Source organism: Agrobacterium sp. 22117 (genome assembly GCF_052045735.1).
GTDB classification, from domain to species: Bacteria; Pseudomonadota; Alphaproteobacteria; order Rhizobiales; family Rhizobiaceae; genus Agrobacterium; species Agrobacterium cavarae.
In genome coordinates this window covers 599,111-623,877 of the sequence record NZ_JBQEPP010000002.1, presented here as the reverse complement: position 1 = coordinate 623,877, position 24,767 = coordinate 599,111, and the positions used below count along the sequence as shown (strand labels likewise).

Sequence of the window (24,767 nt, the reverse complement as noted above, 5' to 3'; positions counted from 1 at the left end):
CTCATCCTCCCAAGCAGCCCACAGACCGGAGAACTCTCGTGATCTACGCTCTACCGCTCCTCGCACCGCTTCTTCTCGCCTATGCCTCGTATAGTGCCTTCAAGGCACCGGGTCTTCGTCCGCGCGCGGCGATCCGCCTTGCCGAACTGGCCGCGCTCGCGTCCATTCTCGTCGCTCTCCTCTCAGGCCTCGTCCTCGCTCTCTACGGACCCGGCACGAGCCCGATGATCGGCTATGGCTACGTGGCGCTCGCCTCGAGGCTCGACTTCGTCAGCCTGGTGATGCTTCTGCTCGTCTCCTTCATCGGCTGGGTCGTGCTGCGCTATGCCGGGACCTTTCTCGATGGCGAAGCCCGGCAAGGACCCTTTACCGGCTGGATGACGGCAACGCTTGCCGCGGTTCTGCTGCTCGTGCAATCCGGCACGTTGCTGCAGCTCGTCATCGGCTGGTGTGCGGCAAGTCTTCTGCTTCACCAGTTGCTGATCTTCTATCCGGAGCGGATTGCTGCAAGGCGCGCAGCGCGCAAGAAGTTCTTCGTCTCGCGGCTGGGCGATCTCGCCCTGATCGGCGCCGTTGTCCTGCTTGCCGTCACCTTCCAGACCGGTGACATCGCCACCATCCTTCTCGAAGCGCAGCAGGGACAAGGCCTGCCGCTGACGATCGCCGCTGCAGCACTTCTGGCTGTCGCTGCTCTGTTGAAGTCCGCACAGTTCCCCACCCATGGATGGCTGACGGAAGTCATGGAGACGCCGACTCCGGTTTCTGCGCTTCTCCATGCCGGCGTCGTCAATGCCGGCGGCTTCCTCCTGATCCGCTTCGCCGATGTCATGCTGCAGGCCCCCATCGTCCTTGCGGCTCTGGTCATGGTCGGCGGCTTCACGGCGATTTTCGGCAGTGTGGTGATGCTGACCCAATCTGCGGTCAAGACCTCGCTCGCCTGGTCGACAGTGGCGCAGATGGGCTTCATGATCCTGCAATGCGGCCTGGCACTCTTCCCGATTGCCCTGCTGCACATCGTCGCGCATTCGCTCTACAAGGCTCATTCCTTTCTGGCCTCCGGATCGGCAATCGAAACCGTCGCCTCGATCCGGCGTCCCGGCCCAATCACCATCCCCAATGCCAAGGCGGTCGGTCGTGCCTTCCTGCTGGCTCTTGCCATCTATGCGGTGATCGGCCTCCTCTTCGGCTTCGCCGACAAGCCACCGCAGGCACTGGCACTCGGCGCGATCCTGATCTTTGGCGTGGCCTATCTGATCGCCCAGGGTCTGGCGGATGCCGCTCCATGGGCGCTCACCTGGCGCACCTCGCTCTACGCCATGCTGGCCGCAACTGCCTATTTCGCCCTGCAGAAGATCGCTGACGGGCTGATGCACGGTACGCTCCCACCTCCACCCCAGCCCGGCCCACTGGAGTGGACGCTGATGCTGCTGGCCGTCGTTACCTTCGGCCTCGTCGCCGTCGCCCAGTCGCTCTTTCCTCTCTGGGCCTATCATCCGGCAGCAGCCGGTCTGCGCGTCCACCTCGCAAACGGGCTTTACGTCAATGCCCTCTTCGATCGCCTGCTTGGTGGCTGGAAACTCCCCGCCTCCACCTCCGCAACCTCCGCTTCCGTGAAGGAGTAAGTCTCATGACCACCATAACCCCAGTCGATACACTTCACGGCGATGCTCTGGCAAAAGCTGCAGATCAGGCCGTGCGGGCCATTCCACCTGCCTGGCCCTTGACGGCGACGGTTGCCGTCAACCCTTTCCTCGGTCAGTCGAACGAGAGCTTCGATAAGACGGCGGCACTGCTTGCCCGCATCGGCGGCGTAGGGCTTGCTTTACCCCGCAAGCATTTTGCAGACAAGATCGCCAAGGGTGACATGACGGATGAGGACATCCTCGCGGCACTCCAGACGAACGCCGCAGACCCGAGCATCGATCTGGCTGCGATCAAGGCTGCCCTCTCGAAGGAAGCGTCACCCATCCGCGCTCTGCCCACCGTGGCGGATCTTGCGTCAAAGGCGACGGATCATGATTGGCCGGGCCTGATCTCGGATCGGATCGGGACTTTCGCTGCGGGCTTTTTCGATCAGGGTCAGGCCCTTTGGGCGGCATCGAGACGCAACGGCCTTTACGGCGCCTGGCGGGCCTTTGCCACCCATGACCTCACCCCGGAAATTCTCGGTCTCAAGGGCTTCGGCATCCATGTGTCGGACACTCCCGAAACGCCCCATGCCGCCATCGAACGGGCTTCCGTTTCGCTTGGGCTTGGCGCAGAGCCCGGCACCTATTTCCACCAGCTGCTACTGACGCTGGGTGGCTGGGCGCAATATGCCCGCCACATCCAGTTCAAGGCCGAAGTCGACGGCGGCGTCGACACAACAGCGCTTGAGCTTCTCGCAATCCGGCTGGTGTTCGAGGAAGCGCTATACCTGCAGCACAAGACGGATATCGAGGCCGAGTGGCGCAAGGTCCGCACAGCCCATGTGGAGCCTGTTCTCGCCAATCGCGACATCCAGATCGACAACCTTCTGCAGTCTGCGGCCGAGCACGCGGCCCAGAGGAAGCTCGCAGCCGCTCTCGCCGCGCCTTCGACCGCGACCGTGGCAGACCAGCGGCCGATACTGCAGGCAGCCTTCTGCATCGATGTCCGTTCCGAAGTCTTCCGGCGGTCCCTCGAAAGCATGGACCCCTCCATCCGTACAATCGGTTTTGCCGGCTTCTTCGGCCTTGGCGCCAGCCATCACGGCTTTGCCTCCGATGTCGCAGAACACCGGCTACCGGTGCTGCTGAAGCCATCCGTCTTCACCTGCAGCGCAGTCGATGACAATCAGGAGGCTGACCAGAAGGCCCGCTTCGGTGCGCGGGCTATCCGTGCCTGGGGCCGGTTCAAGCTCGCCGCCGTCTCCTCCTTCGCCTTCGTCGAAGCGATGGGGCCGGTCTATGCCGGCAAGCTTCTGCGCGACGGCCTGCGTTTCACCAAGGGTGCGAAGCCCGACAAGGCCAAGCCTCGCTTTGTCCAAAACCTCGACCTGGAAACGAAAGCAGCCATGGCGGAAAGGGTGCTGAAAGCCATGTCGCTGACCGAGGGCTTCGGCCGCTTCGTGCTGATCTGCGGTCACGGCGCCAATGTCGTCAACAACCCTTACGCCAGCGCGCTGCATTGCGGCGCCTGCGGCGGCCATGCGGGTGACGTCAATGCCCGGCTGCTGGCCGATCTCATCAACGATCGGGCGGTGCGTGAGGCCCTGTTAGCAAAAGGGATCGCCATTCCGGACGACACCATCTTCCTTGCTGGCCTGCACGACACGACGACGGACGCCGTCACGCTCTTCGAAGATGATCTGGACTGCAACATCGCTTCGAAAGATCTGGCTCAACTGCGCAAATGGCTGGCGGATGCTGGCCGCCTGACGAGAGCAGAGCGTGCACGCAACCTCCCTCGGGCGACAGCGGATAATCTGCATGCGCGCAGCCGCGACTGGTCGGAGACCCGGCCGGAATTCGGCCTTGCCGGGTGCCGCGCCTTCATCGCCGCTCCACGGGCACGCACGGCGGGCAAATCGCTGGAGGGACAGGCCTTTCTGCATGACTATGTCTGGCAAAAGGACAAGGACTTCAAAATCCTCGAGCTGATCCTGACCGCACCTGTGGTTGTCGCAAGCTGGATCAGCCTGCAATATTTCGGCTCGGCGGTTGCACCCTCCCTCTTCGGTGCGGGCAACAAACTGCTGCACAATGTCGTCGGCGGCATCGGCGTGGTGGAAGGCAATGGCGGCGATCTGCGCGCCGGGCTACCCTGGCAGTCGGTGTATGATGGCGAAAAACTGGTCCACGAACCGCTGCGGCTGACTGTCGCCGTGGAGGCCCCGAAAGAGGCGATCGCCGACATCCTGCGTCGGCATCCGCAGGTGAGCGCGCTGTTTGACAATGGCTGGCTCGCGCTCATCACAATCGACGATCAAGGCCAGCTTGCATGGCGTTACGGGAACGGTGGAACTTGGGAGAAGATGGACGGCGGAGAGAGGGACGCTCCGTCGCGGAGGCTGGCGAGTTAAATCGTCGATCTGGTTGCTCCCCCAAGTTCAACGCGCTGTGGTTTCTCAAAGGGACGCCGCGGCGCCTCAACGGGGCCCGCGTTTTCTCATAAAAGAAACGCGGCGTTCATCGTAATGCGGGAGGTCTAGACCTCTACTGCCGTCATCCTCGGGCTCGACCCGAGGATCCATAAGCCGTTGACTGCCCCGGAAGATATGGATCCTCGCCTCAAGGGCGAGGATGACGAGGAGAACTCGGGATGCCCCTTAAATATCAGCCGAGAATGTATCGCAATCCTCAACCCGCCCGCTCTCAAACCCGCGGCGAAACCATTCGACGCGCTGCGCCGAAGTGCCGTGATTGAAGCTGTCGGGAACGACATAGCCCTGCGTTTTCTTCTGCAGCGTATCGTCGCCAATCTGGTGGGCGGCGTTCAGTGCCTCTTCCAGATCGCCGGCTTCGAGGATGCCCTTCTGCTGTGTGGACTTGCCCCAGATGCCGGCATAGCAATCGGCCTGCAGTTCCACCTTCACCGAAAGCGCGTTGGCCTGGCTCTCGCTCATAGACTGGCGACGCTGGTTGAATTCAGGAAGCACGCCGGTGAGGTTTTGGACGTGATGGCCCACCTCATGCGCAATCACATAGGCCTGAGCAAAATCGCCCGACGCGCCGAAACGCTGTGAAAGCTCGCGGAAGAAGTCGGTGTCCAGATAGACCTTGCGATCCACCGGGCAGTAGAACGGGCCGGATGCCGACGTCGCGTTGCCGCAGGCCGAGCGAACCTGGCCGGAGAACAGAACCAATGTCGGCTTCTGATAGGTTTCACCGGATGCCTGGAAGATCTTGCCCCAGGTATCTTCGGTCTCCGCCAGAATGGTGCGCACGAACGCCGTCGTCTCATCACTGGATTGGCCTTGCGGGCGCGTTCCGGTCTGTTGCTGCTGACCGCCGCTATCCGTCGACATATCGCCTGAGAGCAAGGCGAGCGGATTAATGCCAAGCGCCCAGCTGATCAGCAAAATAACGACAAGACCGCCGATACCGATACCACCACCGCGACCGCCGGTCGGTAAGCGAAAACCACCACCGCCGCCCATCCCGCCGGTCGACATGCCGCGTCTATCTTCGATGTTGTCCGACTGGCGGCGCCCTCTCCACTGCATGGCAATCTCCCCTTCAATATGCTTGCGCTAAACGCTAACTACCGCAAAGCGTTCCCGCAAGAGGAGTACTCGTGTCAGCTGCGCGCGTAGATATAGGCTCCGCCTTTCTCAAGCGCGCGCTGGTAGGCAGGCCGTGCGCGTATGGTATCGAGAAAGCGCCTGATCGCTTTCGTTTCGCCAACGCCGTCCGCGCGGCTCATGGCCGCCTCGACCGGAAAGCTCATGGCAATATCCGCGCCGGTCAACGTGTCTGCGGCAAAATAGCCGTCCCTGGAAAGCTCGGCCTCCCAATAGGCCACATGGTCGATCAGTTGCGGATCGATGAGCTTTGCCGCCACGCCCTTGGAGATCATACCCGCCACGGGCCTTAGGAAAAACGGCATCTGGCTCGGCAGGCGGGAGAAGAGAAGCTTGAGCAACAGAAGCGGCATGGCCGATCCTTCGGCATAATGCAGCCAGTAAAGATAGCGCCGATAGCCGTCCGTGTCTTTCTCCGGCCGGAACCTGCCCTCTCCATAGGTATCGAGCAGATATTCAATGATCGCGCCGCTCTCTGCATAGACCGTGCCCCGATCCTCGATCACCGGAGACTTGCCGAGCGGATGGACTTGTTTGAGGCTCTTCGGCGCGCGCATATCCGACCCGCGCTTGTAGGTCTTCACCTCATAGGGAAGCTCAAGTTCCTCCAGCAGCCAGAGAATACGGTGCGCGCGGGAATTTTCCAGGTAATGAACAATGATCATGATTATCCTGCATCCGGTTGGAGGCTACGATTTAAGCGGTTGAAGAAGCTTACGTTTGACAACGCGCGAAGGATCACCCGGCATGATCCTTTTGCGGCGCGAGAACTTTCCTGTCGGAAAGCGAAGATTCGGGGTTCCGTTCGCCAAAACATTTGCCTATAAGCCGCTTCTAGCCTGAAAAGATTTGGAATTGCGCGCCCCGGCCGGTGAAGTTTCACCATGGCCGTTTTTTGCGCAACACGAAAGCGGAACGAGAGCCATGCCAAAGCGCCAAGATATCAAATCCATCCTCATCATTGGCGCGGGACCGATCGTCATCGGTCAGGCATGCGAATTCGACTATTCCGGCACTCAGGCCTGTAAGGCGCTGAAGGAAGAAGGTTACCGGGTCATCCTGGTCAACTCCAACCCCGCCACCATCATGACCGACCCCGGCCTTGCGGACGCGACTTACGTCGAACCGATCACGCCGGAAGTGGTCGCCAAGATCATTGCCAAGGAACGCCCCGATGCACTGCTGCCCACCATGGGCGGCCAGACGGCACTCAACACCGCGCTCTCCTTGAAGCGCATGGGCGTGCTCGACCGCTACAATGTCGAGATGATCGGCGCCAAGCCGGAAGCGATCGACAAGGCCGAAGACCGCGCCCTCTTCCGCGAAGCCATGGCCAAGATCGGTCTCGAAACCCCGCGTTCGATGCTGGCAAACGCCACCGAGATCAAGGACGCCGACCGCAAGAAGCATGAGGCAGCCCGCGCAGAGGTGAAGAGCAAGCTTTCCGGCGCCGACCTCGACAAGGCTCTGGACGAGCTGGAAAACCAGTGGAACCTCGGCGAGACGGACCGCAAGCAGCGCTACATGGCGCATGCCATGGCAATTGCCGCCCAGGCGATCGACCATGTCGGCCTGCCAGCGATCATTCGCCCGTCCTTCACGCTTGGCGGCACCGGCGGCGGCATTGCCTATAACCGCTCGGAATTTTTCGATATCGTCTCTGGCGGCCTCGATGCCTCGCCGACGACGGAAGTTCTGGTCGAAGAATCGGTTCTCGGCTGGAAGGAATATGAAATGGAAGTCGTCCGCGACAAGGCGGACAACTGCATCATCATCTGCTCCATCGAAAACATCGACCCGATGGGCGTTCACACCGGCGACTCGATCACCGTTGCCCCGGCCCTGACGCTGACGGACAAAGAATACCAGATCATGCGCAACGCCTCGATTGCGGTTCTGCGTGAGATCGGTGTCGAAACCGGCGGCTCGAACGTCCAGTTCGCCGTCAACCCGAAGGATGGCCGCCTCGTCGTCATCGAAATGAACCCTCGCGTGTCGCGCTCCTCCGCGCTTGCCTCGAAGGCAACCGGCTTCCCGATCGCCAAGGTCGCGGCCAAGCTTGCCATCGGCTACACGCTGGACGAACTCGACAACGACATCACGGGAGGCGCAACGCCTGCCTCCTTCGAACCGTCTATCGACTATGTCGTGACGAAGATCCCGCGCTTTGCCTTCGAAAAATTCCCCGGCGCTTCGCCGATCCTCACCACCGCCATGAAGTCGGTTGGTGAAGTGATGGCAATTGGCCGTACATTTGCCGAATCGCTGCAGAAGGCGCTGCGCGGCATGGAAACCGGCCTCACCGGTCTCGATGAGATCGAAATCCCCGGTTACGAAGAAGGCGAAGGCTCCAAGAACGCCATCCGCGCTGCCATAGGCACGCCGACGCCGGACCGCCTGCGCATGGTTGCTCAGGCGCTGCGCACGGGGATGTCCGAAGCCGAAGTGCACGAGAACTCCAAGATCGATCCATGGTTCATCGCCCAGTTCAAGGCGATCGTCGATATGGAAGCGCGTGTGCGCGAACACGGCCTGCCGACCGATGCCGAAAACCTGCGCATGCTGAAGGCCATGGGCTTCTCCGACGCCCGCCTCGCCTCGCTGACCGGCAAGCGCCCGAAGGAAGTGGCCGAGCTGCGGAACAGCCTAAATGTGCGCCCGGTCTTCAAGCGCATCGATACCTGCGCTGCCGAGTTCGCCTCTCCGACCGCCTACATGTACTCCACCTATGAGATGCCTTTCGTCGGCGCGCTGCGCTCCGAAGCACAAGTGTCCGACCGCAAGAAGGTCGTCATCCTCGGCGGCGGTCCGAACCGTATCGGCCAGGGCATCGAATTCGACTATTGCTGCTGCCATGCCGCCTTCGCGCTGAAGGATGCGGGCTTCGAAGCGATCATGATCAACTGCAACCCGGAGACGGTTTCCACCGACTACGACACCTCCGACCGCCTCTATTTCGAGCCTCTGACCGCCGAAGACGTGATCGAGATCATGCGCGCGGAACAGGAAAAGGGCGAACTGGTCGGCGTCATCGTGCAGTTCGGTGGTCAGACGCCGCTGAAGCTAGCAGAAGCGCTGGAAAAGAACGGCATTCCTATCCTCGGCACCGCACCGGACATGATCGACCTTGCCGAAGACCGCGACCGCTTCCAGAAGCTGCTGATGAAGCTCGATCTGGCGCAGCCGAACAACGGCATCGCCTACTCGGTCGAACAGGCGCGTCTCGTCGCCTCCGAAATTGGCTTCCCATTGGTCGTTCGCCCCTCCTACGTTCTGGGTGGCCGCGCCATGCAGATCATCCATTCGGAAGGCCAGCTGCAGACCTATCTCCTCGATACCGTTCCGGGCCTCGTGCCGGAAGACATCAAGCAGCGCTACCCGAACGACAAGACCGGCCAGATCAACACGCTGCTCGGCAAGAACCCGCTGCTTTTCGATAGCTACCTGACCAATGCTGTCGAAGTGGACGTGGATGCGCTGTGCGACGGCGAAAGCGTCTTCGTCTCCGGCATCATGGAGCATATCGAAGAAGCCGGCATTCACTCGGGCGACTCCGCCTGCTCGCTGCCTGCCCGCTCGCTCTCGCCCGAAACGCTGGATGAGCTGGAACGCCAGACGGCAGCACTTGCCAAGGCGCTGAAGGTCGGCGGCCTGATGAACGTGCAATACGCCATCAAGGACGGCACCATCTACGTTCTGGAAGTCAACCCGCGCGCGTCGCGTACCGTGCCCTTCGTCGCCAAGACCATCGGCGCGCCGATTGCCAAGATCGCAGCCCGCGTCATGGCGGGTGAAAAGCTCGATGCGGCGATCGCCGCTTACGGCGAGAAGCCCGATCCACGCAACTTGAAGCACATCGCCGTCAAGGAAGCCGTATTCCCCTTCGCCCGCTTCCCCGGCGTAGACATTCTGCTCGGACCGGAAATGCGTTCCACCGGCGAAGTCATCGGTCTCGATACCGATTTCGCGCTGGCATTCGCCAAGTCGCAGTTGGGTGCTGGTGTCGACCTGCCGCGCTCCGGCACGGTGTTCGTCTCGGTCCGCGATCAGGACAAAGAAGGCGTTCTGCCAGCGATCCGCATTCTGGTGGAAGCAGGCTTCAAGGTTCTGGCAACCGGCGGCACGCAGCGTTTCCTCGCGGAGCAAGGCATCGCAGCCGAGAAGATCAACAAGGTGCAGGAAGGTCGCCCTCACATTGAGGATGGCATCCGCAACCGTCAGGTCCAGCTGGTCATCAACACCACCGACAGCAACAAGGCGATCTCCGACTCCAAGTCGCTGCGCCGCGCAACGCTGATGCAGAAGGTCCCCTACTACACCACCATGGCCGGTGCCGAAGCCGCAGCCCTTGCCATCAAGGCGCTGAAGGCCGGCAATCTCGAAGTGAAGCCGCTGCAGAGCTATTTCTAAGGCACCGTTTCCGTTCGAAAGGTAAAGTGTTCAAAACAAAGGCCTCCCCAACCGGGGAGGCCATTTTCATTGCAGTATGTGGAAGGGCAATTAGCCCTTTGGAGCAGCGGTCTTGTCTGTCGAAGGCGTAACCGCTGCGGCATTGGCAGGCTTTTCTGCCTTTGCCTTGTAAGGCTGACCGTAGATATCGACGATGTTGAGCATCGCGTTATCCGTCACATCCTTCAGCACCGCATTGGCTTCATAGAACTTGCCCTGGTTGATCAGGTCGGCAGCCTTGCCAACATCGGTGACTGTCTGATTGAGCGGTAGGGCGGCGGTGATGAACTCGACATCGACATCCGCGACAGCAAGCTTTTCAAGCGCACCCTGGCGATCGGAGGTCTTCAGGCTCTTGTTGGCTTCGGTGATGGCCGCGACCTTTTCAGGCGTTGCCTTGAAGTCTTCACCGAGCGTCAACTGCGAGTCGACTGGCAGCCATTGGATGGGTGTTGCAGATGCGGGCTTCGCATCTGCCTTTGCATCACCAGCGACGGGTGCCTTGGTGGGCTTCGTCAGATCCGCTTCAGCCTTCATGAAGACTGCTTCGTCCTTGGAGGCCTTCTGCAGCTCGTCCTTCGCCTTGTTGATGAAGGTCTTGGCCTCATCCGGCTTCGCGTTGAAGATTGCCAGGCGTGTTGCCTGAATGTCGGCCAAGGCCTGTGCGCCGTCCTGGGAGAGACGTCCAACATCCTTGTCGATGGCCTTATTCGGAACAACAGCGCCCTTGGTTTCCGTCTGCGCTGCAGTTGCCGATGCAGCTTCGGCAGTGTAAGCAATTCCGCCGAGCATAGTACCGGCAACAAGAATAACAGCAAGATTATTACGAATAGACATGATACAAATCCTTTTATAACTTCCACATACAACATCCTAACCACCGTTGGATGTTGATGCTGATTAAACTCCCAAAAACGGAGATAGTCGCATTACAATTACTTCATGAACGGCTTTTAATGTTTAGAAACAGCGCATTTTCGAAAAGGGCGAACTGTTCTACTGCGGCAGCAAGAACCAGACGCGGGGACGCTTCACCTCACGCTTCGGACAATCGCCGCACGGCGCGCAAGTCTTCGACGAAGAGCGCCCTCTCCTGCGCCTGACGTGCCGGGTCGGGAATTCTAAGCAGGTAGGATGGATGGACCGTGGCAAAGAGGATGCGTGAATTCTCCATGGGGATCGGCCGGCTGCGAACGCTCGAAAGCGTCTCTTTCGTCCCCGTCAAAGCGTAAACCGCCGTTGCGCCCATCGCGACGATCAGCTTGGGCTGAACAAGATCGATCTCCCGCGTCAACCACCAACGGCAACGCTCAACCTCACCGGCATTGGGTCGTTGGTGAATGCGTTTCTTGCCCCGCGCCTCATATTTGAAATGCTTGACCGCGTTCGTCACATAGAGCGATGGACGCTCGATCCCCGTTTCCCCCAGGACCTGATCGAACACCCTACCCGCCGGACCGATAAAGGGTCGCCCGGCAAGATCTTCATGATCTCCCGGCTGCTCACCGACGACCATCACCTGCGCCTTCTCAGGCCCCTCGCCGAAGACGGTTTGCGTTGCGGCACAATGTAGCGGGCACATCTGACAGCTTTGAGCTTCACGCTTCACGCCAGCGAGCGTGTTTGCATCCGGCAGCACTTCCTGCGGCTTGGCTGCGGCCGCCGCCTGGATGCGATGGTGAAACATCTGCGGCTCGGTCGCAGCCTTGGCCGCCATGCCAAGCACGCGCGCCTCCGCGCCGATGACAAGTTCCGGGATGAGATCAGCCTCTGGCAGGTTCTTCCAGTATTTCTTCGGCATTTCCGCCGTCATGGCTTTGATCTTCAGCCGCGCCGGATTGAAGATATTGGCATAGTAGGTGCGCCATAACTCATCCGTCTCGTCGGAAATATCCGGCCGCTCCGCTGGTTCGCGCGACGTCTCAAGCAATTGACCATTCCACCGCGCAGACCCTTTCGGAGTCGCGATCAGCCAATCCATGTCGTTGAAGCGCCGCTGGAAGAACGGCGCCTTTCGCTCGACAATGAAATGATCCGGCTCAAACCACGCAATGAAGCAGCGCCGTGCTTGCGCGCCCTCGCCCGGCACTTCCTTGAAACGGACGAAGGCGGTCATCTTGTGGCTGTCGCGACGGACGGATTTCTCCATTTGCCGGGCCGCTTGAACATCGGGATCGGCCTTGATCTGCAATAGCGCCCGATCCTGCTGCAGCCGCCACAGGAGACGATACAGCAAAGAAAAGCGCGCCGGATCGCTGTGGCAGATGATCGCCTCCGCCAATGGCAGGAAGGCCGATGGAACCGTGATCTGCGCTGGCGTCTTCGCCACCGGTAGAGAGGCCTGCTGCTCGAAATCAAGACGCGTGCCGCGGTCGCTCTTCAGCCGCCAATCCACCTCGCTCGGTGCCACACTCGCCGCAAGAAGCGAACGCGCGGCATCGCGCCATTCGCAAAAATTGCCCCTGCCCTCCAGTTCGACCGCATACATCACAGCAACGACAACTGTTCCGGTGGCGGTGTAAACATGGCGCGCAGGTCGGGCCGCTCGGTCAACTTGCCCGGCGTCCAGCCATCCGCGACGACAAACGCCTTCACCTTCTTCAGCGATACGCCAAAGCGCGCCAGATCTTCCAAGCGCAGTCTCCGAAAGCGGCGCGAAGACAGGATGGAGTTCACCGTCTTCACGCCGAACCCAGGCACGCGCAGCAGCATCTCTCTCTCACCCGAATTGACATCGACAGGAAACTTCTGGCGGTTGCCGAGCGCCCAGGCGAGCTTGGGATCGATATCGAGATCGAGCATTCCGTTCTGTTGCGTCGAGGTAATCTCGCCGATGTCGAAGCCGTAGAACCGGTAGAGCCAATCGGCTTGATAGAGCCTGTGCTCGCGCATCAAGGGCGGCTTGATGAGCGGCAGGTTCTTCGACGAATCCGGAATGGGGCTGAAGGCGGAGTAATAGACACGCCGCAGGCCATAGCTTCCGTAAAGCCGCGCACTGGTCGAAAGAATCGTGCCGTCGTCGGCGCCGTCGGCACCGACAATCATCTGCGTGCTCTGCCCCGCCGGCGCAAAGGTCTTGACCCGCTTCGTCTTCAGGGTCGGCTCGCCCGCCTCCTCGATCTTCAAACGGATATCCGCCATGGAGCGACGAATATTGCCGGGCTGCTTTTCCGGCGCGAACTTGCCAATTCCGCTATCGGTCGGGAGTTCGATATTGATTGAGAGACGATCGGCATAAAGCCCCGCTTCTTCAATCAGATGCGGCGATGCTTCAGGGATGGACTTCAGGTGGATATAACCCCGGAAGCCATGGGTGACGCGCAATTCTTTTGCCACGCGCACCAGTTCCTCCATCGTGTGGTCGGAAGAGCGAATGATGCCGGAAGAAAGAAACAGACCCTCGATGTAATTTCGCCGATAAAATTCCAGCGTCAGCCACACGACCTCTTCCACGGTAAAGCGTGCGCGTTCGACATTGCTCGACGAACGGTTGATGCAATAGGCACAATCATAGATGCAGAAATTGGTCAGAAGAATCTTTAAAAGCGAGATACAACGACCATCCGGCGCATAGGCATGACAGATGCCCGAACCCTCCGTCGACCCCAGCCCGCCGCTTTGCGCCGAGTTGCGTTTCGAGGTCCCGCTGGACGCGCAGGAGGCGTCATACTTCGCTGCATCCGAGAGAACTGCAAGCCGCTCTTTGATTGACTTCTTCATAGTATGTTCTTTATATGTTCCAATGACGAAAGTCAAATCACAAGCGGAGCACATTGAAAATGCTTGTTTTTTACGGGCCTTTTAATTTGCTGGCATTTCAGGATGCTCTTCTGATATAGTCCGACAAATTGTGATTTTGACATGGTTCCGAAGTTTTGCTCCGGAACCTGTTTCTTTTTGTGTCTGCGACTACCGCGGTGCGAATGTGAAGGAATAAAAAGATGGTAGAAAAAGTACCGATGACCCAGGGTGGTTACGTCAAGTTGCAGGAAGAACTTCGCTGGCGTCAGCAGGAAGAGCGCCCGCGCATCATCGAGGCGATCGCCGAAGCGCGCGCCCATGGCGACCTGTCGGAAAATGCCGAGTATCACGCCGCCAAGGAAGCGCAGAGCCACAATGAAGGCCGCATCTCCGAGCTCGAAGATCTGACTGCGCGCGCCGAGATCATCGATCTCTCCAAGATGTCCGGTTCCAAGATCAAGTTTGGCGCCACCGTCAAGCTCATCGATGAAGACACCGATGAAGAAAAGACCTATCAGATCGTTGGCGATCAGGAAGCCGACGTGAAGGAAGGTCGCATTTCGATCTCCTCTCCCATTGCCCGCGCCCTGATCGGCAAGGAAGTCGGTGACAGCATTGAAGTGAATGCGCCTGGCGGCTCGCGCGGCTACGAGATCCTGTCCGTCAACTGGAACTGAATCCCCCGCTCCTGTTGCGAGACTTCAAGACTTGCCCCATGTCGATCTGAGAGATGTCCGCGTCCTTGCGCCGAACTTCAAGCGCAGGCTCTCGGGCGTGACATCCACGATCATTCAGCTCGTGCCGGTGCAGAACCGGCTCGGGCAGAAGATCGCCGTCATCGGCCCCGGCCTGCCCGAAAGCCTGCCATATGTGCGTTTCCGCGATCTGTGGCGGCTCTGGCAAAACGGTCCGGCAGGCAGACCGCGCGTCTGGCACGCGCGCCGCAATATAGAAATGCTGCCGGCCATCATCATGCGCGATATTCTGCGCATGAAGCTGAAGATCGTCTTCACCTCCGCCTCGCAGCGTAAGCACACTGGCTGGACCAAGTTTCTGATTTCCAGAATGGATGGCGTGATTGCCACCAATAGCCAGACGGCTTCTTATCTGGAGGTACCGAGCACGGTCATCATGCACGGCATCGACACCGATCGCTTCTCCCCGCCCGCCGATAAGCCTGAGGCAAAAGTCGCACGCGGCCTCGATCCTCAGCGCAAATATGCCGGCTGCTTCGGCCGTATACGGCACCAGAAGGGTACGGATCTCTTCGTTGACACGATGATCCGCGTTCTGCCAGACCACCCGCAATGGTCGGCCATCGTTGCCGGACGCGCGACAGGTCCGCATGTGGATTTCGAGAATGGCTTGAAGGAAAGAGTGCGCGCCGCAGGTCTTGCCGACCGCATTCTCTTCGTCGGAGAGCATACCAACATCAACGAATGGTACCGCGCGCTTGACCTCTTCATCGCCCCCCAGCGCTGGGAGGGATTTGGCCTCACCCCTCTGGAAGCCATGTCGACGGGTGTGCCTGTGATCGCAACGGATGTCGGAGCCTTTCCGGAATTGGTGCGTGAAGGCGAAACCGGCACCGTCATTGGCCGCGATAATCTCGATGCGATGACTAATGCGGCGAACCTGTTCCTGAGCGACGAGCAATTACTGAGAGCAGCAAGCGCAGAAGCAAGAATCCTGGCGACGAACAAATTTGATTTGCGGCAGGAAGTGGACGCCTTGTCAAAGTGCTACCAAGACGTCGCCTTCGAATGAAGATGCTTTGCAGGTGGTTCAAAAATTGCCGTTTGCCGGCGAAAGTGATGGTTTCGGGAACCGGAGCACGGCGTCTTGAATGTAGGTGAGCACCACAAGCACAGAAGTTGCCGTTTGCAATCCCCAATGAGGATTTCTGAATGGTGTCTTAGACTTTCATGAAAAGGAAGCGATACCAGTTCCGGTCCCAGGCAACTAACTCGTAATTTCTCTTTAAAAGAAAGTTGGCAACGGGCACCAGCGTGCTTTCCTGTGCCATTCCACGTTCGAAACCACAATCGACCGTCACGAACTTTGCGCGAGTGAGCGCTGCCTCAGCACCGAGAAGAACTTCAGGCTCCGCACCCTCTGCCTCAATTTTCAGAACCGCGATGTCGGTGATGGCTGCGTCAGAAATGTACTTGTCGATGGTGGTCGTTTTGATTTCTTTTTTGGACACAATATCGGTTTGTTCAAAAACTGATGAATCAGCCGTGTTGGGCTTCGAGTAGAATGTGAGAGTGGTTTCCTCTGACCAAAGCGCCAACCGATTGCATTTCGGCTGCCCTTGGAACGCATTGATATCACAGCAATCTGCCTCTAGTTGCTCCGGCTCGAAGGCGTGATATTGCCAGCCTCGCGCACGTGATACCAACCCCAGTTCGCCAATATTCGCGCCGCAATCAATGAACGCACCGGTAACGTCTTGGGGAATTTTGTCGAGATTATAGGACGTCATCAAAATTTGCAGGCGTCTCCCAATACCATTCTTGTAGAATGGCGCTCGTATCCTTCTGCAGAAGATGAGCGATTGCTCACCATCGTCGACTTTAAAAAAAGGTTCGCGCTCCGCGCGTGAGTAATGTGAACGTCTACCTTTAAACTTCATTCTTACATTAACGAAATGGAGGACCATAGAGTAGTAAAGAAATAAGGCTTTGCTAAATTTTGAATTCATACTGTAGCTCGCGACAGAATAGTATTTCTGTCTAAGCATTAAGAAAAACTGCCTACCTAGGATAGGGGACCAGCTCTATTTAGTGACGTTCCCACAGCCTTCGCGTTCTAAACGTTTGGACCGAGCGACGTTCCTCGTCTCAGCCCCTCGAAAAATTCGAGATATTGATCGACGATCCGCTCTGCGGAAAAGCGTGCGGCCAATTGCTCTCGCCCACCTTGAACCAGCTTCGCTCGAAGCTCGGGCGACCCTTGCAGACGCAAGAGCGCCTGCGCCATACCCTCGACATCGTCGATCTCGGTGAAGAGAGCGCTTTCATCATGCGCAGCTGCCCAGGACGGCCCTTCGGTTTTGGTGGACACCACAGCCACTTCCGCCTTCCAGCCTTCGAGTAGCACGTTGCCAAGCGGCTCCTGTCGGCTCGGCACGCAGAACATATCCGCCGCCTTGATATAGGCCGCCGGCTCCGATACCCAGCCGATGAAGCGGACGCGATCGGCAATCCCAAGCTCTTGCACCAACCGCTCCAGATCGGCTCTATCGGGGCCATCGCCTACCAGCCAGAGCCACAGGTGAGGCGTCGCAGCGATCGCCCGCAGCAAGGTATCGAAACCCTTGGTCGGCACGAAGCGGCCAAGACCGCAAACCAGAGGAACATCGTCCGGCGTCGAAAAATCCGACCGCTTGACGAGGGAAGTGCCAACCTCGCCCGGAAAATTGGATATAATCGTCGTCTTACCCTGCCAGCCGAGTGTACGGCAGTGTTCGATGACATTCGGTGCATTGCCGACGATGGCATCGGTGTTGCCGAAATAGCGGACGTGATGAGGATAGTCGCCAAGACGCACGACGCGTATGGCATGACCGGCGTCCGGCATCAGCCGCGCCGTCGGCGCACGCCACCCCATCACCACATCGGCCGGCCACCGCTTCATCGAGCGCTTCAGCAACTGTGTGCGCAGCCACCAGTTGGGCCAGCGGCGAAGATAGTAGCCCTCATGCACCATCCCCCGATCGTCAAGCTCGTGACGCCACGTTACGCCCGGCCGGATGGCGAATTGCTGCTCTATGCCACGCTCGTGAAAAGCGCGGGTGAGGCGCAGGAAGAATTGCTCGGTGCCGCCATCCGTGCCGAACTGCAGATGAAAGATCCGCTTCACGCTCATCGTAACGCACTTTCTCGGGCTTGGACTGTAAGGTGATTGTAACGGGGCGAGATCACAAGAAATACTTCCGCTTGGTCGCGATCAGCTTGTCCACCAGAAGCCGCCGCTGTTTGCGCAGACCATAAAGGAAGCTGCGGGCATTACGGCTTCTCGATATCTTTCCGGGATGCGCAATATCGCTGACCGCATCGGTGGTGGACACGGGCCTTGGAAAGAAAGAATAGCCGCCGCCAACGCGGGTGATCCAGTAGCGGAAGAAGTTATCGACCGGCGCGAAGATCACACGGTGTCCATCGACGAACTCCTGCGCACCTTTCCTCGACCACAAGATGGCACCTGTCGTCATCGGAAAATAGTGGGCGGAGCAAAGAGTAAATATATTTTTCCCGAAGCTCATGGTCTTCAGTGGACGGAAGATCTTCAGCTTCTCATTGCCCATGTTGACGATCCGCCAGTCGGGATCATGCGCATTGAGAAAACCGATCGTTTCCGTCACGATCGCCTGCAGAGCTTCATGCGGTGCGGCGTCATCTTCGATTACTAGGCAGTAGGATTGGTCCGTGCGAAGAAACGCCTTCGCCGCATTCAAGTGACTGTAATAACAGCCGATTTCGCCACCGACCAACTCGCGCCCCATATAGCGTCTGGCAGCCGCGGCATCATAATCGGCGACCGTGTCGAGGGACAGCTTGCGTCCATCGAAAGCCGAGAGACGCTCGAATGCGACGCCGGCTTTCTCAAGCGACGCCGACACCTGTGAGAAACGCTCCGTGCTGCCATCCAGATTGATGACGTAGCAGCAGAAATCGGCATTTGCCGGGATGTCATTTGAGTTGGAGACCATCAAAACGCCCTACCGTTTCATCTGCTTGAACAGATCGAGATAGGCATCCACCACCGCATCCTTGCGGAAATCGGCGTCAAGCCGCGCCCTGCCCTGCTCTCGCAATTTCGCCGCCAGTTGATCATCTGTGCGGATGCGATTGATCGCCGCAAGGGTGCCATCCACATCGTCGATGTCACACATGAGCGCATCTTCCCCATCCCGGATGAACCAGGAAGGCCCTTCGGAACGGGTGGAGACCACCGGCACATCCGCCTGCCAGGCTTCGAGCACCACATTGCCAAGCGGCTCATGGCGCGATGGCATAACGAAGATCGAGCCCGCGGCAACATAATCCATCGGCTCCTCGACCCAGCCGGTGAAGCGGGTGCGGTCTGCCATGCCCAGTTCCTGCACCAGTTGCTCCATCTCGGCCCGCTTGTCGCCTTCGCCGATCAGCCACAGCCAGGCATCGGGAATCTGCGCCACGGCCTTGATCAGAACATCGAACCCCTTGCGCCGGATGAACCGTCCGGTACCCACAACGAGGAAGGCATCCTCCGGTGTACCCATGCTGGCACGCGATACCGGCTTGATGGTGGTTTCACGAACGAAATTGGAGACGACCTTGACCGGCTTCGTCCATCCCAATTGCACGCAGGCCTCGGCAATGCCGGGCGCATTGGCGACAATGAGATCGTTGTTACGGAAATTCTTGAGATGACGGGGATAATCGCCAAGCCGCGTCAGCCGCACGCTGTTGCCATGTGCTGGAACAAGCCGCGAGGAGCGCGACATCCAGGCCATGACCACATCCGGCTTCCATTCGCGCATGATTTTGTTCACCTGCCAGCGAAGCCAGAGTGCCTTTGGCGAGATGCGGCGATATTCGCTTTCAATGGTGGGACCAAGGGCTGCAATCTCGTCGCGCCAGATGCGACCCGGACGCACGATAAAGCGCTGCTCGATCCCACGATCGCCAAACGCTGTTGCCAGATTGACGAAAAAGCGCTCGGCACCGCCCTCCTTGCCGAAATGCATATGAAGAATTCTTTCGGCACTCATCCACTATCGCTCCGCACCCGGCCAACGCTTAAGCGCTATATAACCGCGTCCGATAATAGTCCACGTGACTTATAGGGCAAAAGTGTGCTTGGCGGCCTTGCGAACAATAAAGGTAGCCAGAAACTGAAGCTTATGCAGACCAAATGACCGTTAGGGCGCGGAATCTTTCCAGAAAATCTCTCTGATGGCGCCGCGCTTGGTCAGGAAAACCACGAGCTGCCGGTGAATCTGGCTGATCTCGTTCCAACCCCGACGCAGCTTCCTCAGTTTCAGCCGCCAGCCCGTGGGGCGAGCGGCCTTCCCGAACTTGGCAATATCGGAGTTGTACTCATAGTGCCGCTGCGTCGCCATTGCCGGCTGGACGATGAATGGCTTCAACTGCCGGAAGACCGGCGACACCGTGTCGTTGAAAAGAAAATGATCGACAGGAACCCTCATCCGTCCTCGATAGGACAGCGCTAGCTGCGCGGCCCGGCGCGACAGAATATAGGCCCCGCCCCCGACATGCCGTGAATACATACGGTGCAGAGCGCGCTCCGTGCCAGGGACCTTGATCTCAGCATCCCCCAAGAGGACCTTGGAGATACCGGAGCCGAATTTCTCCAGCTTGATCACATCGACATGAGGGGGAATCCAGTCGTCAGACCGCAAGAGATTGGAGACATCGCCTGAGAGAAACACATCGTCCTCAAGCATCAAACCGAACCGCGCGCCTGTCTGCAAAAAGGCTTCCCATGCATAGGTGTGGCTCACCGTGCAGGACCGATCGCCGAGGCCGAGCGCACCGAGTGGCCCCGCAGGTGTAATGACGCCATCCAGAACCGCTTCATCCACCTTCGTGGCATCGCAGGCATCGACGCGGGTAAACGCCACGCCACGCTCTTGAAGATGATGCGACACGCGCTCCAGCCTGTCCTCGCGGCGCGCAAGGTTAATGACGAAAACGGGAATGGCCTGGTTCATGTCGCACTCTTCCAACTCTTGAAGCCCAACAAGGCCTTCGCAGCTCAGCGACTCTATAGGCTTTTCAACGATCACAGCACAAGATGCGCCGCCAGCGAGGCCCGGTCTCAATACTCTCAAGACATCGGCGTCAACTTCCCGGTTTATTTTGCCGACGACTTGCGGTATCGCAGCGTGAACGCGCGCCTGCTTCTGCTCGACGCGCCAGCGCGAAGAAAAGATGAAAGCAAGCCGATGTCCGAAAAAGCAAAAGTAGCCCTCATTACCGGCGTCACCGGCCAGGATGGTGCTTACTTGGCTCAACTGCTGCTCGACAAGGGCTACATCGTCCATGGCATCAAGCGCCGTTCCTCGTCCTTCAACACCGGTCGCATTGAAAACATCTATCAGGATCCGCACGAGGAAAACCCACGCTTCATCCTGCATTACGGCGACATGACGGACGCAACCAACCTCATTCGCATCGTTCAGGAAACCCAGCCGGACGAAATCTACAATCTCGCCGCCCAGAGCCACGTTCAGGTTTCCTTCGAAACGCCGGAATACACCGCCAATGCCGACGGCATAGGCACGCTTCGCCTGCTGGAGGCGATCCGAATTCTCGGTCTCGAAAAGAAGACCCGCTTCTACCAGGCCTCCACCTCCGAGCTCTACGGGCTCGTACAGGAAGTGCCGCAGCGAGAAACCACGCCCTTCTATCCCCGCAGCCCATACGCTGCAGCCAAGCTCTACGCCTACTGGATCGTGGTGAATTACCGCGAGGCCTATGGCCTGCATGCCTCCAACGGCATCCTATTCAACCATGAAAGCCCGCTGCGCGGCGAGACCTTCGTCACCCGCAAAATCACCCGCGCCGCCGCCGCCATCAAGCTCGGCCGCCAGGAAAAGCTCTACCTCGGCAACCTCGACGCCAAGCGCGACTGGGGCCATGCGAAGGAATATGTCCGCGGCATGTGGATGATGATGCAGCAGGACGAGCCAGACGACTACGTTCTCGCCACCGGCGAAACCACCCCCGTCCGCACCTTCGTGGAATGGGCCTTCGCCGACGCCGGCTTCACGCTGAAATGGGAAGGCGAAGGCGTCAACGAAAAGGGCATCGACACCGCAACCGGCAAGGTGCTGGTGGAAGTAGACCCCCGCTACTTCCGCCCAACGGAAGTCGATCTCCTGATCGGCGACCCGACGAAGGCACATGAGAAGCTGGGTTGGAAGCATGAGACGAGTGTTCGGGAACTGGCAAGAGAGATGGTTGTCGAGGACTTGCGGCTCATGCAGTCCGACACCATCGCAAAAGGCGTATAGCCATGAGCATCTATAACCTTCAAGGAAAACGCGTCTGGGTGGCCGGCCACCGCGGGATGGTCGGCTCGGCCATCGTCAGGCGGCTTGAACAGGAAGGCTGCGAAATCCTGACCGTCGGTCGCGATACCGTCGATCTCGCAAACCAGGCGCAAACGAGCGAATGGATAATGGAAAACCGTCCACAAGCGGTCTTTCTGGCGGCAGCAAAAGTCGGCGGCATTCTCGCCAACGACACACGCCCGGCCGAATTCCTCTACGAAAACTTGATGATCGAAAGCAATATCATCGACGCATCCTACCGCGCTGGCGTCGAAAAGCTGCTGTTCCTTGGGTCATCCTGCATCTACCCGAAGTTCGCGGAACAACCGATCAAGGAAGAAGCACTCCTCACCGGCTCGCTTGAACCGACAAACGAATGGTACGCGATCGCCAAGATCGCCGGCATTAAGCTGACGCAAGCCTATCGCAAGCAATACGGCTGTGACTTCATCTCAGCGATGCCAACAAATCTGTATGGCCCGGGCGATAACTTCGATCTGAACTCCAGCCATGTTCTGCCAGCTCTTCTTCGCAAAGCTTGTGAGGCCAAAATACGCGGCGACAAAGAGATCGTTATATGGGGCACCGGCACCCCACGCCGTGAGTTTCTCCATTCGGACGATTGTGCGGACGCGCTCGTTTTTTTGATGAAGAACTACTCGGAAGATGCGCATATCAACGTTGGTAGCGGTGAAGACATCTCCATCCTGGATCTCACTCAACTGATCTGCGACATCGTGGGCTTCAAGGGCGAGGTCAAGCACGATCTCAGTAAACCGGATGGCACGCCGCGAAAGTTGATGAGTGCGGGAGAATTGCGTGCAATGGGGTGGGAGCCCCACATTGGGTTGAATGCCGGAATCAAAGGCATGTTGACCACGTTTATGGCGAGTTTTAACAACCCAGTTAAACGAAGTATTCAATGAGGGCGGCTTGAAGATACTTATCGTTACGGCGTTTTACGATCTAGGCCGGGCCAAATGGGATATATCGCCTCGTTCAAAAGACGACTACATCAAGTTCGCGACAGAATATGTTAAGAGAATGTCGCCGCCGAAATACATATTGACCGACGAGCTCGGAGCGATTTCCGACGGATTTGACCACAAGGATATAGCTGGCTTCGGTGAGCTTGAGGCTCATAAGTATCTACAGGAATCACGGCGCACTTTATCCTCTACGTCTTTCTCGGAGTTAACAAAAAAGGCAAAGGTTGATAGAATAGAGTATCATCATGCCGAGTATAACATCGTAGGATTAGCGAAGTGGGATGCTATCGAACGTGCCTTTTTAAGAACAAGTGGCAGTTTCACGCACTATTTATGGCTGGATTACGGGCTGGGAAGACGCGGAGGCGCTGCACCGTTTCTTCCATCCCTCACCCAGGTGACACCGCGCGCCAGAAGAAAAATTGTCTTGTCCGCCAAGAAAACCGAGAGATTAACTGACATCAAACCTGAAGAGCTCAGAATGCGGGTCGTTGAAGGAAGGTTCGCCTGCGCGGGAGGAATGCAGCTTGTTCCAGCAGAACTGGTCTCTAAATACTGCAGCTTGGCACGGTCTTCATACAAGAAATTACTGGAGCTTGGATTGTGCGTTAACGATCAAGTTATTCTTGATGTAATGAGCGTCACGAACTCCGATATGTTTCATTTAGCAACGCCGCCGAAATATTTTGATGTATTCGAAAATATTGATCGCGTCCTACGCGGAGTCGACGGTCCGCTCGACCTTACAAGAGCTCCTCTGATCAAAAAAATAGCTGCGAAGGCGGCAAAGGAAGATTTCTTCCGGCGGATGTAAAGCAATTGAAACGTCAAGTGGCACAACAACTGAAAGTATGCATATGCAAATCGATGACACGAATGCTGCCGACTTAGTCCGACATTTCCGGTCTGTGCACCACCAAGTCTGATCTATAGCGAAACGACTCAAAGATCATCACCGACAACTCTGGAACGGCAAAGGTATCTTCGTTCTTCACACCCATGAACTTATCTGCAAGAGTTTGGGCATTTGACCAGCGCGATTTGGGCGAACTTTACCGAGACACTAAGGCCGATGAGCGAAGAGAAAATGAAAACGATGAGGCGAAGGCTCTCGCCAGCCACTAACTTCGACTTTTGCCACGTCTGAACACTATTCAACGGCGAAATAACAAGGACCTGGAAATGCCCAAAGTTGGCCTGATATCGTCATGTACGCCTGAGTTCTGGCTACGATATTTTCCAGACAGGTCTCCCTACTGGAACGGTATCGAATTTGAGCTTTCCGGCGATGTGAACGATTGCGACCTCATTGTCGCATTCAACGAAATTCCAGAGGATCAATCCGGAAAGATCAAGGCAACTACTAGCATCTTTTTGGCATCCGAACCACCCAGCATTAAAACCTATAACGAGAGATTTCTATCTCAGTTTGACGTGGTTTATGGAGTTGATCAAAGCAGCAGACACAAGAACTTGATTGTAGGCCACGTTCCAACACTCTGGCATATTGGATTATGGGATGAACAGGGCGTCCCACTCAAAAAAATGTGGGATTATTCTGACTTTGAACAATTTCAACCGACAAAAAAAAAGTCCATTTCGATCATCACGTCCAACAAAGCATACACTACGGGGCATCGGCAACGCATTGAGTTTGCGGAGAAAATAAAAAATTACTTTGGAGATGAGGTCGATTTGTTTGGCAGGGGCAGAAATAATTTCGGTGATAAGCTGCAGGTAATTCCTGAGTACCGCTATCACATAGCCATCGAAAATAGCTCGTACTTTGACTATTGGACAGAAAAGCTTTCTGATACATATCTTTCCATGACCTTACCTATATATTGTGGTTGCCCAAACATCGGCGAGTATTTTTCAGACAAACAAATCATCACCATAAACCCCAGAGACCTGGAAGGATCACTGAAATCCATCAAGACGGCTTTGGAGTCGGATCGAGCAGAAATCTCAGTTGACGCAATTCGCGCCGCGAGAACAAAAGTCCTGAGTGAATACAATGTGATAAATCTGATTTCAAAAATATGCAACAACGTCACTCTCACTAAGTACGCCAAGAGTAAGACATTGTTTTCTGAAGTCTCTTTCGAGAGGCGATATAGCCAGGTCCGGAACGGCGCGAAAGCGCTGTGGCACGCAGCTAAACTACATCGTTCGCGAAGCAATTCTTGACGGCAATTTTACGTTAAATACATTTAAATATGGGGAACCAGATATATTAAAGTAAATAACCCAGAGGAAC

At 57.6% G+C, this 24,767-nt stretch carries 19 protein-coding genes; 9 read left to right on the top strand and 10 right to left on the bottom strand.

Annotated features, from left to right (window positions below):
* Positions 1 to 38: 38 nt before the first annotated feature.
* Together ACTJKV_RS07410 and ACTJKV_RS07405 are read left to right on the top strand one after the other, a co-directional pair.
* Entirely contained in the window at positions 39 to 1,622 is a 1,584-nt protein-coding gene (locus tag ACTJKV_RS07410; RefSeq protein ID WP_440598574.1) for a proton-conducting transporter transmembrane domain-containing protein, read from the top strand.
* Positions 1,623 to 1,627: 5 nt separating this feature from the next.
* Positions 1,628 to 4,042, top strand: coding sequence for a YbcC family protein (locus ACTJKV_RS07405; protein WP_440598573.1), 2,415 nt, complete (start codon positions 1,628 to 1,630; stop codon positions 4,040 to 4,042).
* A 246-nt stretch (positions 4,043 to 4,288) separates the two neighbouring features.
* Here the strand turns inward: ACTJKV_RS07405 and ypfJ are convergent, their stop codons facing one another.
* Together ypfJ and ACTJKV_RS07395 are read right to left on the bottom strand one after the other, a co-directional pair.
* Positions 4,289 to 5,185, bottom strand: coding sequence for a KPN_02809 family neutral zinc metallopeptidase (ypfJ, locus tag ACTJKV_RS07400; protein ID WP_440598572.1), 897 nt, complete (start codon positions 5,183 to 5,185; stop codon positions 4,289 to 4,291).
* 74 nt (positions 5,186 to 5,259) lie between these two features.
* Entirely contained in the window at positions 5,260 to 5,928 is a 669-nt protein-coding gene (locus tag ACTJKV_RS07395; protein WP_440598571.1) for a glutathione S-transferase, read from the bottom strand.
* Between the two features lie 259 nt (positions 5,929 to 6,187).
* Here ACTJKV_RS07395 and carB point away from each other — a divergent pair, with 259 nt between their 5' ends.
* Positions 6,188 to 9,673: a carbamoyl-phosphate synthase large subunit gene (gene carB / locus ACTJKV_RS07390; protein ID WP_062440386.1), complete on the top strand. Its 3,486-nt coding sequence runs from the start codon at positions 6,188 to 6,190 to the stop codon at positions 9,671 to 9,673.
* A 90-nt stretch (positions 9,674 to 9,763) separates the two neighbouring features.
* On the opposite strand, the gene ACTJKV_RS07385 is transcribed toward carB, so the two are convergent.
* The 3 genes from ACTJKV_RS07385 to ACTJKV_RS07375 all read right to left on the bottom strand — a co-directional run bounded on the left by ACTJKV_RS07385 (position 9,764) and on the right by ACTJKV_RS07375 (position 13,432).
* Positions 9,764 to 10,549, bottom strand: a complete 786-nt coding sequence (locus tag ACTJKV_RS07385) for a YfdX family protein (protein WP_274102102.1) — start codon at positions 10,547 to 10,549, stop codon at positions 9,764 to 9,766.
* Between the two features lie 199 nt (positions 10,550 to 10,748).
* Positions 10,749 to 12,200: a UdgX family uracil-DNA binding protein gene (locus ACTJKV_RS07380; RefSeq protein WP_274102101.1), complete on the bottom strand. Its 1,452-nt coding sequence runs from the start codon at positions 12,198 to 12,200 to the stop codon at positions 10,749 to 10,751.
* Positions 12,200 to 13,432: a putative DNA modification/repair radical SAM protein gene (locus tag ACTJKV_RS07375; protein ID WP_062440378.1), complete on the bottom strand. Its 1,233-nt coding sequence runs from the start codon at positions 13,430 to 13,432 to the stop codon at positions 12,200 to 12,202. Before ACTJKV_RS07375 ends, ACTJKV_RS07380 begins: the two co-directional genes overlap by 1 nt.
* A gap of 221 nt (positions 13,433 to 13,653) precedes the next feature.
* Between ACTJKV_RS07375 and greA the strand changes: the two genes are divergently transcribed.
* Positions 13,654 to 14,130: a transcription elongation factor GreA gene (gene greA, locus ACTJKV_RS07370; RefSeq protein WP_062426441.1), complete on the top strand. Its 477-nt coding sequence runs from the start codon at positions 13,654 to 13,656 to the stop codon at positions 14,128 to 14,130.
* A 31-nt stretch (positions 14,131 to 14,161) separates the two neighbouring features.
* Positions 14,162 to 15,220, top strand: a complete 1,059-nt coding sequence (locus ACTJKV_RS07365; protein ID WP_274102099.1) for a glycosyltransferase family 4 protein — start codon at positions 14,162 to 14,164, stop codon at positions 15,218 to 15,220.
* Positions 15,221 to 15,368: 148 nt separating this feature from the next.
* On the opposite strand, the gene ACTJKV_RS07360 is transcribed toward ACTJKV_RS07365, so the two are convergent.
* The 5 genes from ACTJKV_RS07360 to ACTJKV_RS07340 all read right to left on the bottom strand — a co-directional run bounded on the left by ACTJKV_RS07360 (position 15,369) and on the right by ACTJKV_RS07340 (position 20,174).
* The gene (locus ACTJKV_RS07360) at positions 15,369 to 16,157 is read right to left on the bottom strand and encodes an FkbM family methyltransferase (protein WP_274102098.1); all 789 of its coding nucleotides are present in this window, start codon (positions 16,155 to 16,157) and stop codon (positions 15,369 to 15,371) included.
* A gap of 107 nt (positions 16,158 to 16,264) precedes the next feature.
* Positions 16,265 to 17,323 (bottom strand): glycosyltransferase, encoded by a 1,059-nt coding sequence (locus ACTJKV_RS07355; RefSeq protein WP_440598570.1) that lies wholly within the window; start codon positions 17,321 to 17,323, stop codon positions 16,265 to 16,267.
* 52 nt (positions 17,324 to 17,375) lie between these two features.
* Positions 17,376 to 18,167 carry a glycosyltransferase family 25 protein gene (locus ACTJKV_RS07350; RefSeq protein ID WP_274102095.1) on the bottom strand — a complete coding sequence of 264 codons (792 nt, stop codon included), beginning with the start codon at positions 18,165 to 18,167 and terminating at the stop codon, positions 17,376 to 17,378.
* Between the two features lie 9 nt (positions 18,168 to 18,176).
* The gene (locus tag ACTJKV_RS07345; RefSeq protein WP_112360277.1) at positions 18,177 to 19,211 is read right to left on the bottom strand and encodes a glycosyltransferase; all 1,035 of its coding nucleotides are present in this window, start codon (positions 19,209 to 19,211) and stop codon (positions 18,177 to 18,179) included.
* A gap of 150 nt (positions 19,212 to 19,361) precedes the next feature.
* Positions 19,362 to 20,174, bottom strand: coding sequence for a glycosyltransferase family 25 protein (locus ACTJKV_RS07340; RefSeq protein ID WP_274102093.1), 813 nt, complete (start codon positions 20,172 to 20,174; stop codon positions 19,362 to 19,364).
* 234 nt (positions 20,175 to 20,408) lie between these two features.
* Here ACTJKV_RS07340 and gmd point away from each other — a divergent pair, with 234 nt between their 5' ends.
* The 4 genes from gmd (at position 20,409) to ACTJKV_RS07320 (ending at position 24,697) form a co-directional block, all read left to right on the top strand.
* Positions 20,409 to 21,479, top strand: a complete 1,071-nt coding sequence (gene gmd / locus ACTJKV_RS07335) for a GDP-mannose 4,6-dehydratase (RefSeq protein WP_274102092.1) — start codon at positions 20,409 to 20,411, stop codon at positions 21,477 to 21,479.
* An 8-nt stretch (positions 21,480 to 21,487) separates the two neighbouring features.
* Positions 21,488 to 22,444 (top strand): GDP-L-fucose synthase, encoded by a 957-nt coding sequence (gene fcl / locus ACTJKV_RS07330; RefSeq protein WP_274102276.1) that lies wholly within the window; start codon positions 21,488 to 21,490, stop codon positions 22,442 to 22,444.
* A gap of 7 nt (positions 22,445 to 22,451) precedes the next feature.
* Positions 22,452 to 23,321, top strand: a complete 870-nt coding sequence (locus tag ACTJKV_RS07325; protein ID WP_274102091.1) for a WlaTC/HtrL family glycosyltransferase — start codon at positions 22,452 to 22,454, stop codon at positions 23,319 to 23,321.
* Between the two features lie 368 nt (positions 23,322 to 23,689).
* Complete coding sequence (locus ACTJKV_RS07320) at positions 23,690 to 24,697, top strand: glycosyltransferase family 10 domain-containing protein (protein ID WP_274102090.1); 1,008 nt, start codon at positions 23,690 to 23,692, stop codon at positions 24,695 to 24,697.
* The last annotated feature ends 70 nt before the right edge of the window (positions 24,698 to 24,767 follow it).

Excerpts from the sequence above, each read along its gene's own strand:
- ACTJKV_RS07385 (WP_274102102.1), bottom strand. The coding sequence starts at position 10,549 with ATGTCTATTCGTAATAATCTTGCTGTTATTCTTGTTGCCGGTACTATG.
- ACTJKV_RS07350 (WP_274102095.1), bottom strand. The coding sequence starts at position 18,167 with ATGGTCTCCAACTCAAATGACATCCCGGCAAATGCCGATTTCTGCTGC.
- carB (WP_062440386.1), top strand. The coding sequence starts at position 6,188 with ATGCCAAAGCGCCAAGATATCAAATCCATCCTCATCATTGGCGCGGGA.
- ACTJKV_RS07360 (WP_274102098.1), bottom strand. The coding sequence starts at position 16,157 with ATGAATTCAAAATTTAGCAAAGCCTTATTTCTTTACTACTCTATGGTC.
- ACTJKV_RS07405 (WP_440598573.1), top strand. The coding sequence starts at position 1,628 with ATGACCACCATAACCCCAGTCGATACACTTCACGGCGATGCTCTGGCA.
- gmd (WP_274102092.1), top strand. The coding sequence starts at position 20,409 with ATGTCCGAAAAAGCAAAAGTAGCCCTCATTACCGGCGTCACCGGCCAG.
- ACTJKV_RS07345 (WP_112360277.1), bottom strand. The coding sequence starts at position 19,211 with ATGAGTGCCGAAAGAATTCTTCATATGCATTTCGGCAAGGAGGGCGGT.
- ACTJKV_RS07340 (WP_274102093.1), bottom strand. The coding sequence starts at position 20,174 with ATGAACCAGGCCATTCCCGTTTTCGTCATTAACCTTGCGCGCCGCGAG.
- greA (WP_062426441.1), top strand. The coding sequence starts at position 13,654 with ATGGTAGAAAAAGTACCGATGACCCAGGGTGGTTACGTCAAGTTGCAG.
- ACTJKV_RS07380 (WP_274102101.1), bottom strand. The coding sequence starts at position 12,200 with ATGTATGCGGTCGAACTGGAGGGCAGGGGCAATTTTTGCGAATGGCGC.
- ACTJKV_RS07320 (WP_274102090.1), top strand. The coding sequence starts at position 23,690 with ATGCCCAAAGTTGGCCTGATATCGTCATGTACGCCTGAGTTCTGGCTA.
- ypfJ (WP_440598572.1), bottom strand. The coding sequence starts at position 5,185 with ATGCAGTGGAGAGGGCGCCGCCAGTCGGACAACATCGAAGATAGACGC.
- ACTJKV_RS07355 (WP_440598570.1), bottom strand. The coding sequence starts at position 17,323 with ATGAGCGTGAAGCGGATCTTTCATCTGCAGTTCGGCACGGATGGCGGC.
- ACTJKV_RS07395 (WP_440598571.1), bottom strand. The coding sequence starts at position 5,928 with ATGATCATTGTTCATTACCTGGAAAATTCCCGCGCGCACCGTATTCTC.
- ACTJKV_RS07375 (WP_062440378.1), bottom strand. The coding sequence starts at position 13,432 with ATGAAGAAGTCAATCAAAGAGCGGCTTGCAGTTCTCTCGGATGCAGCG.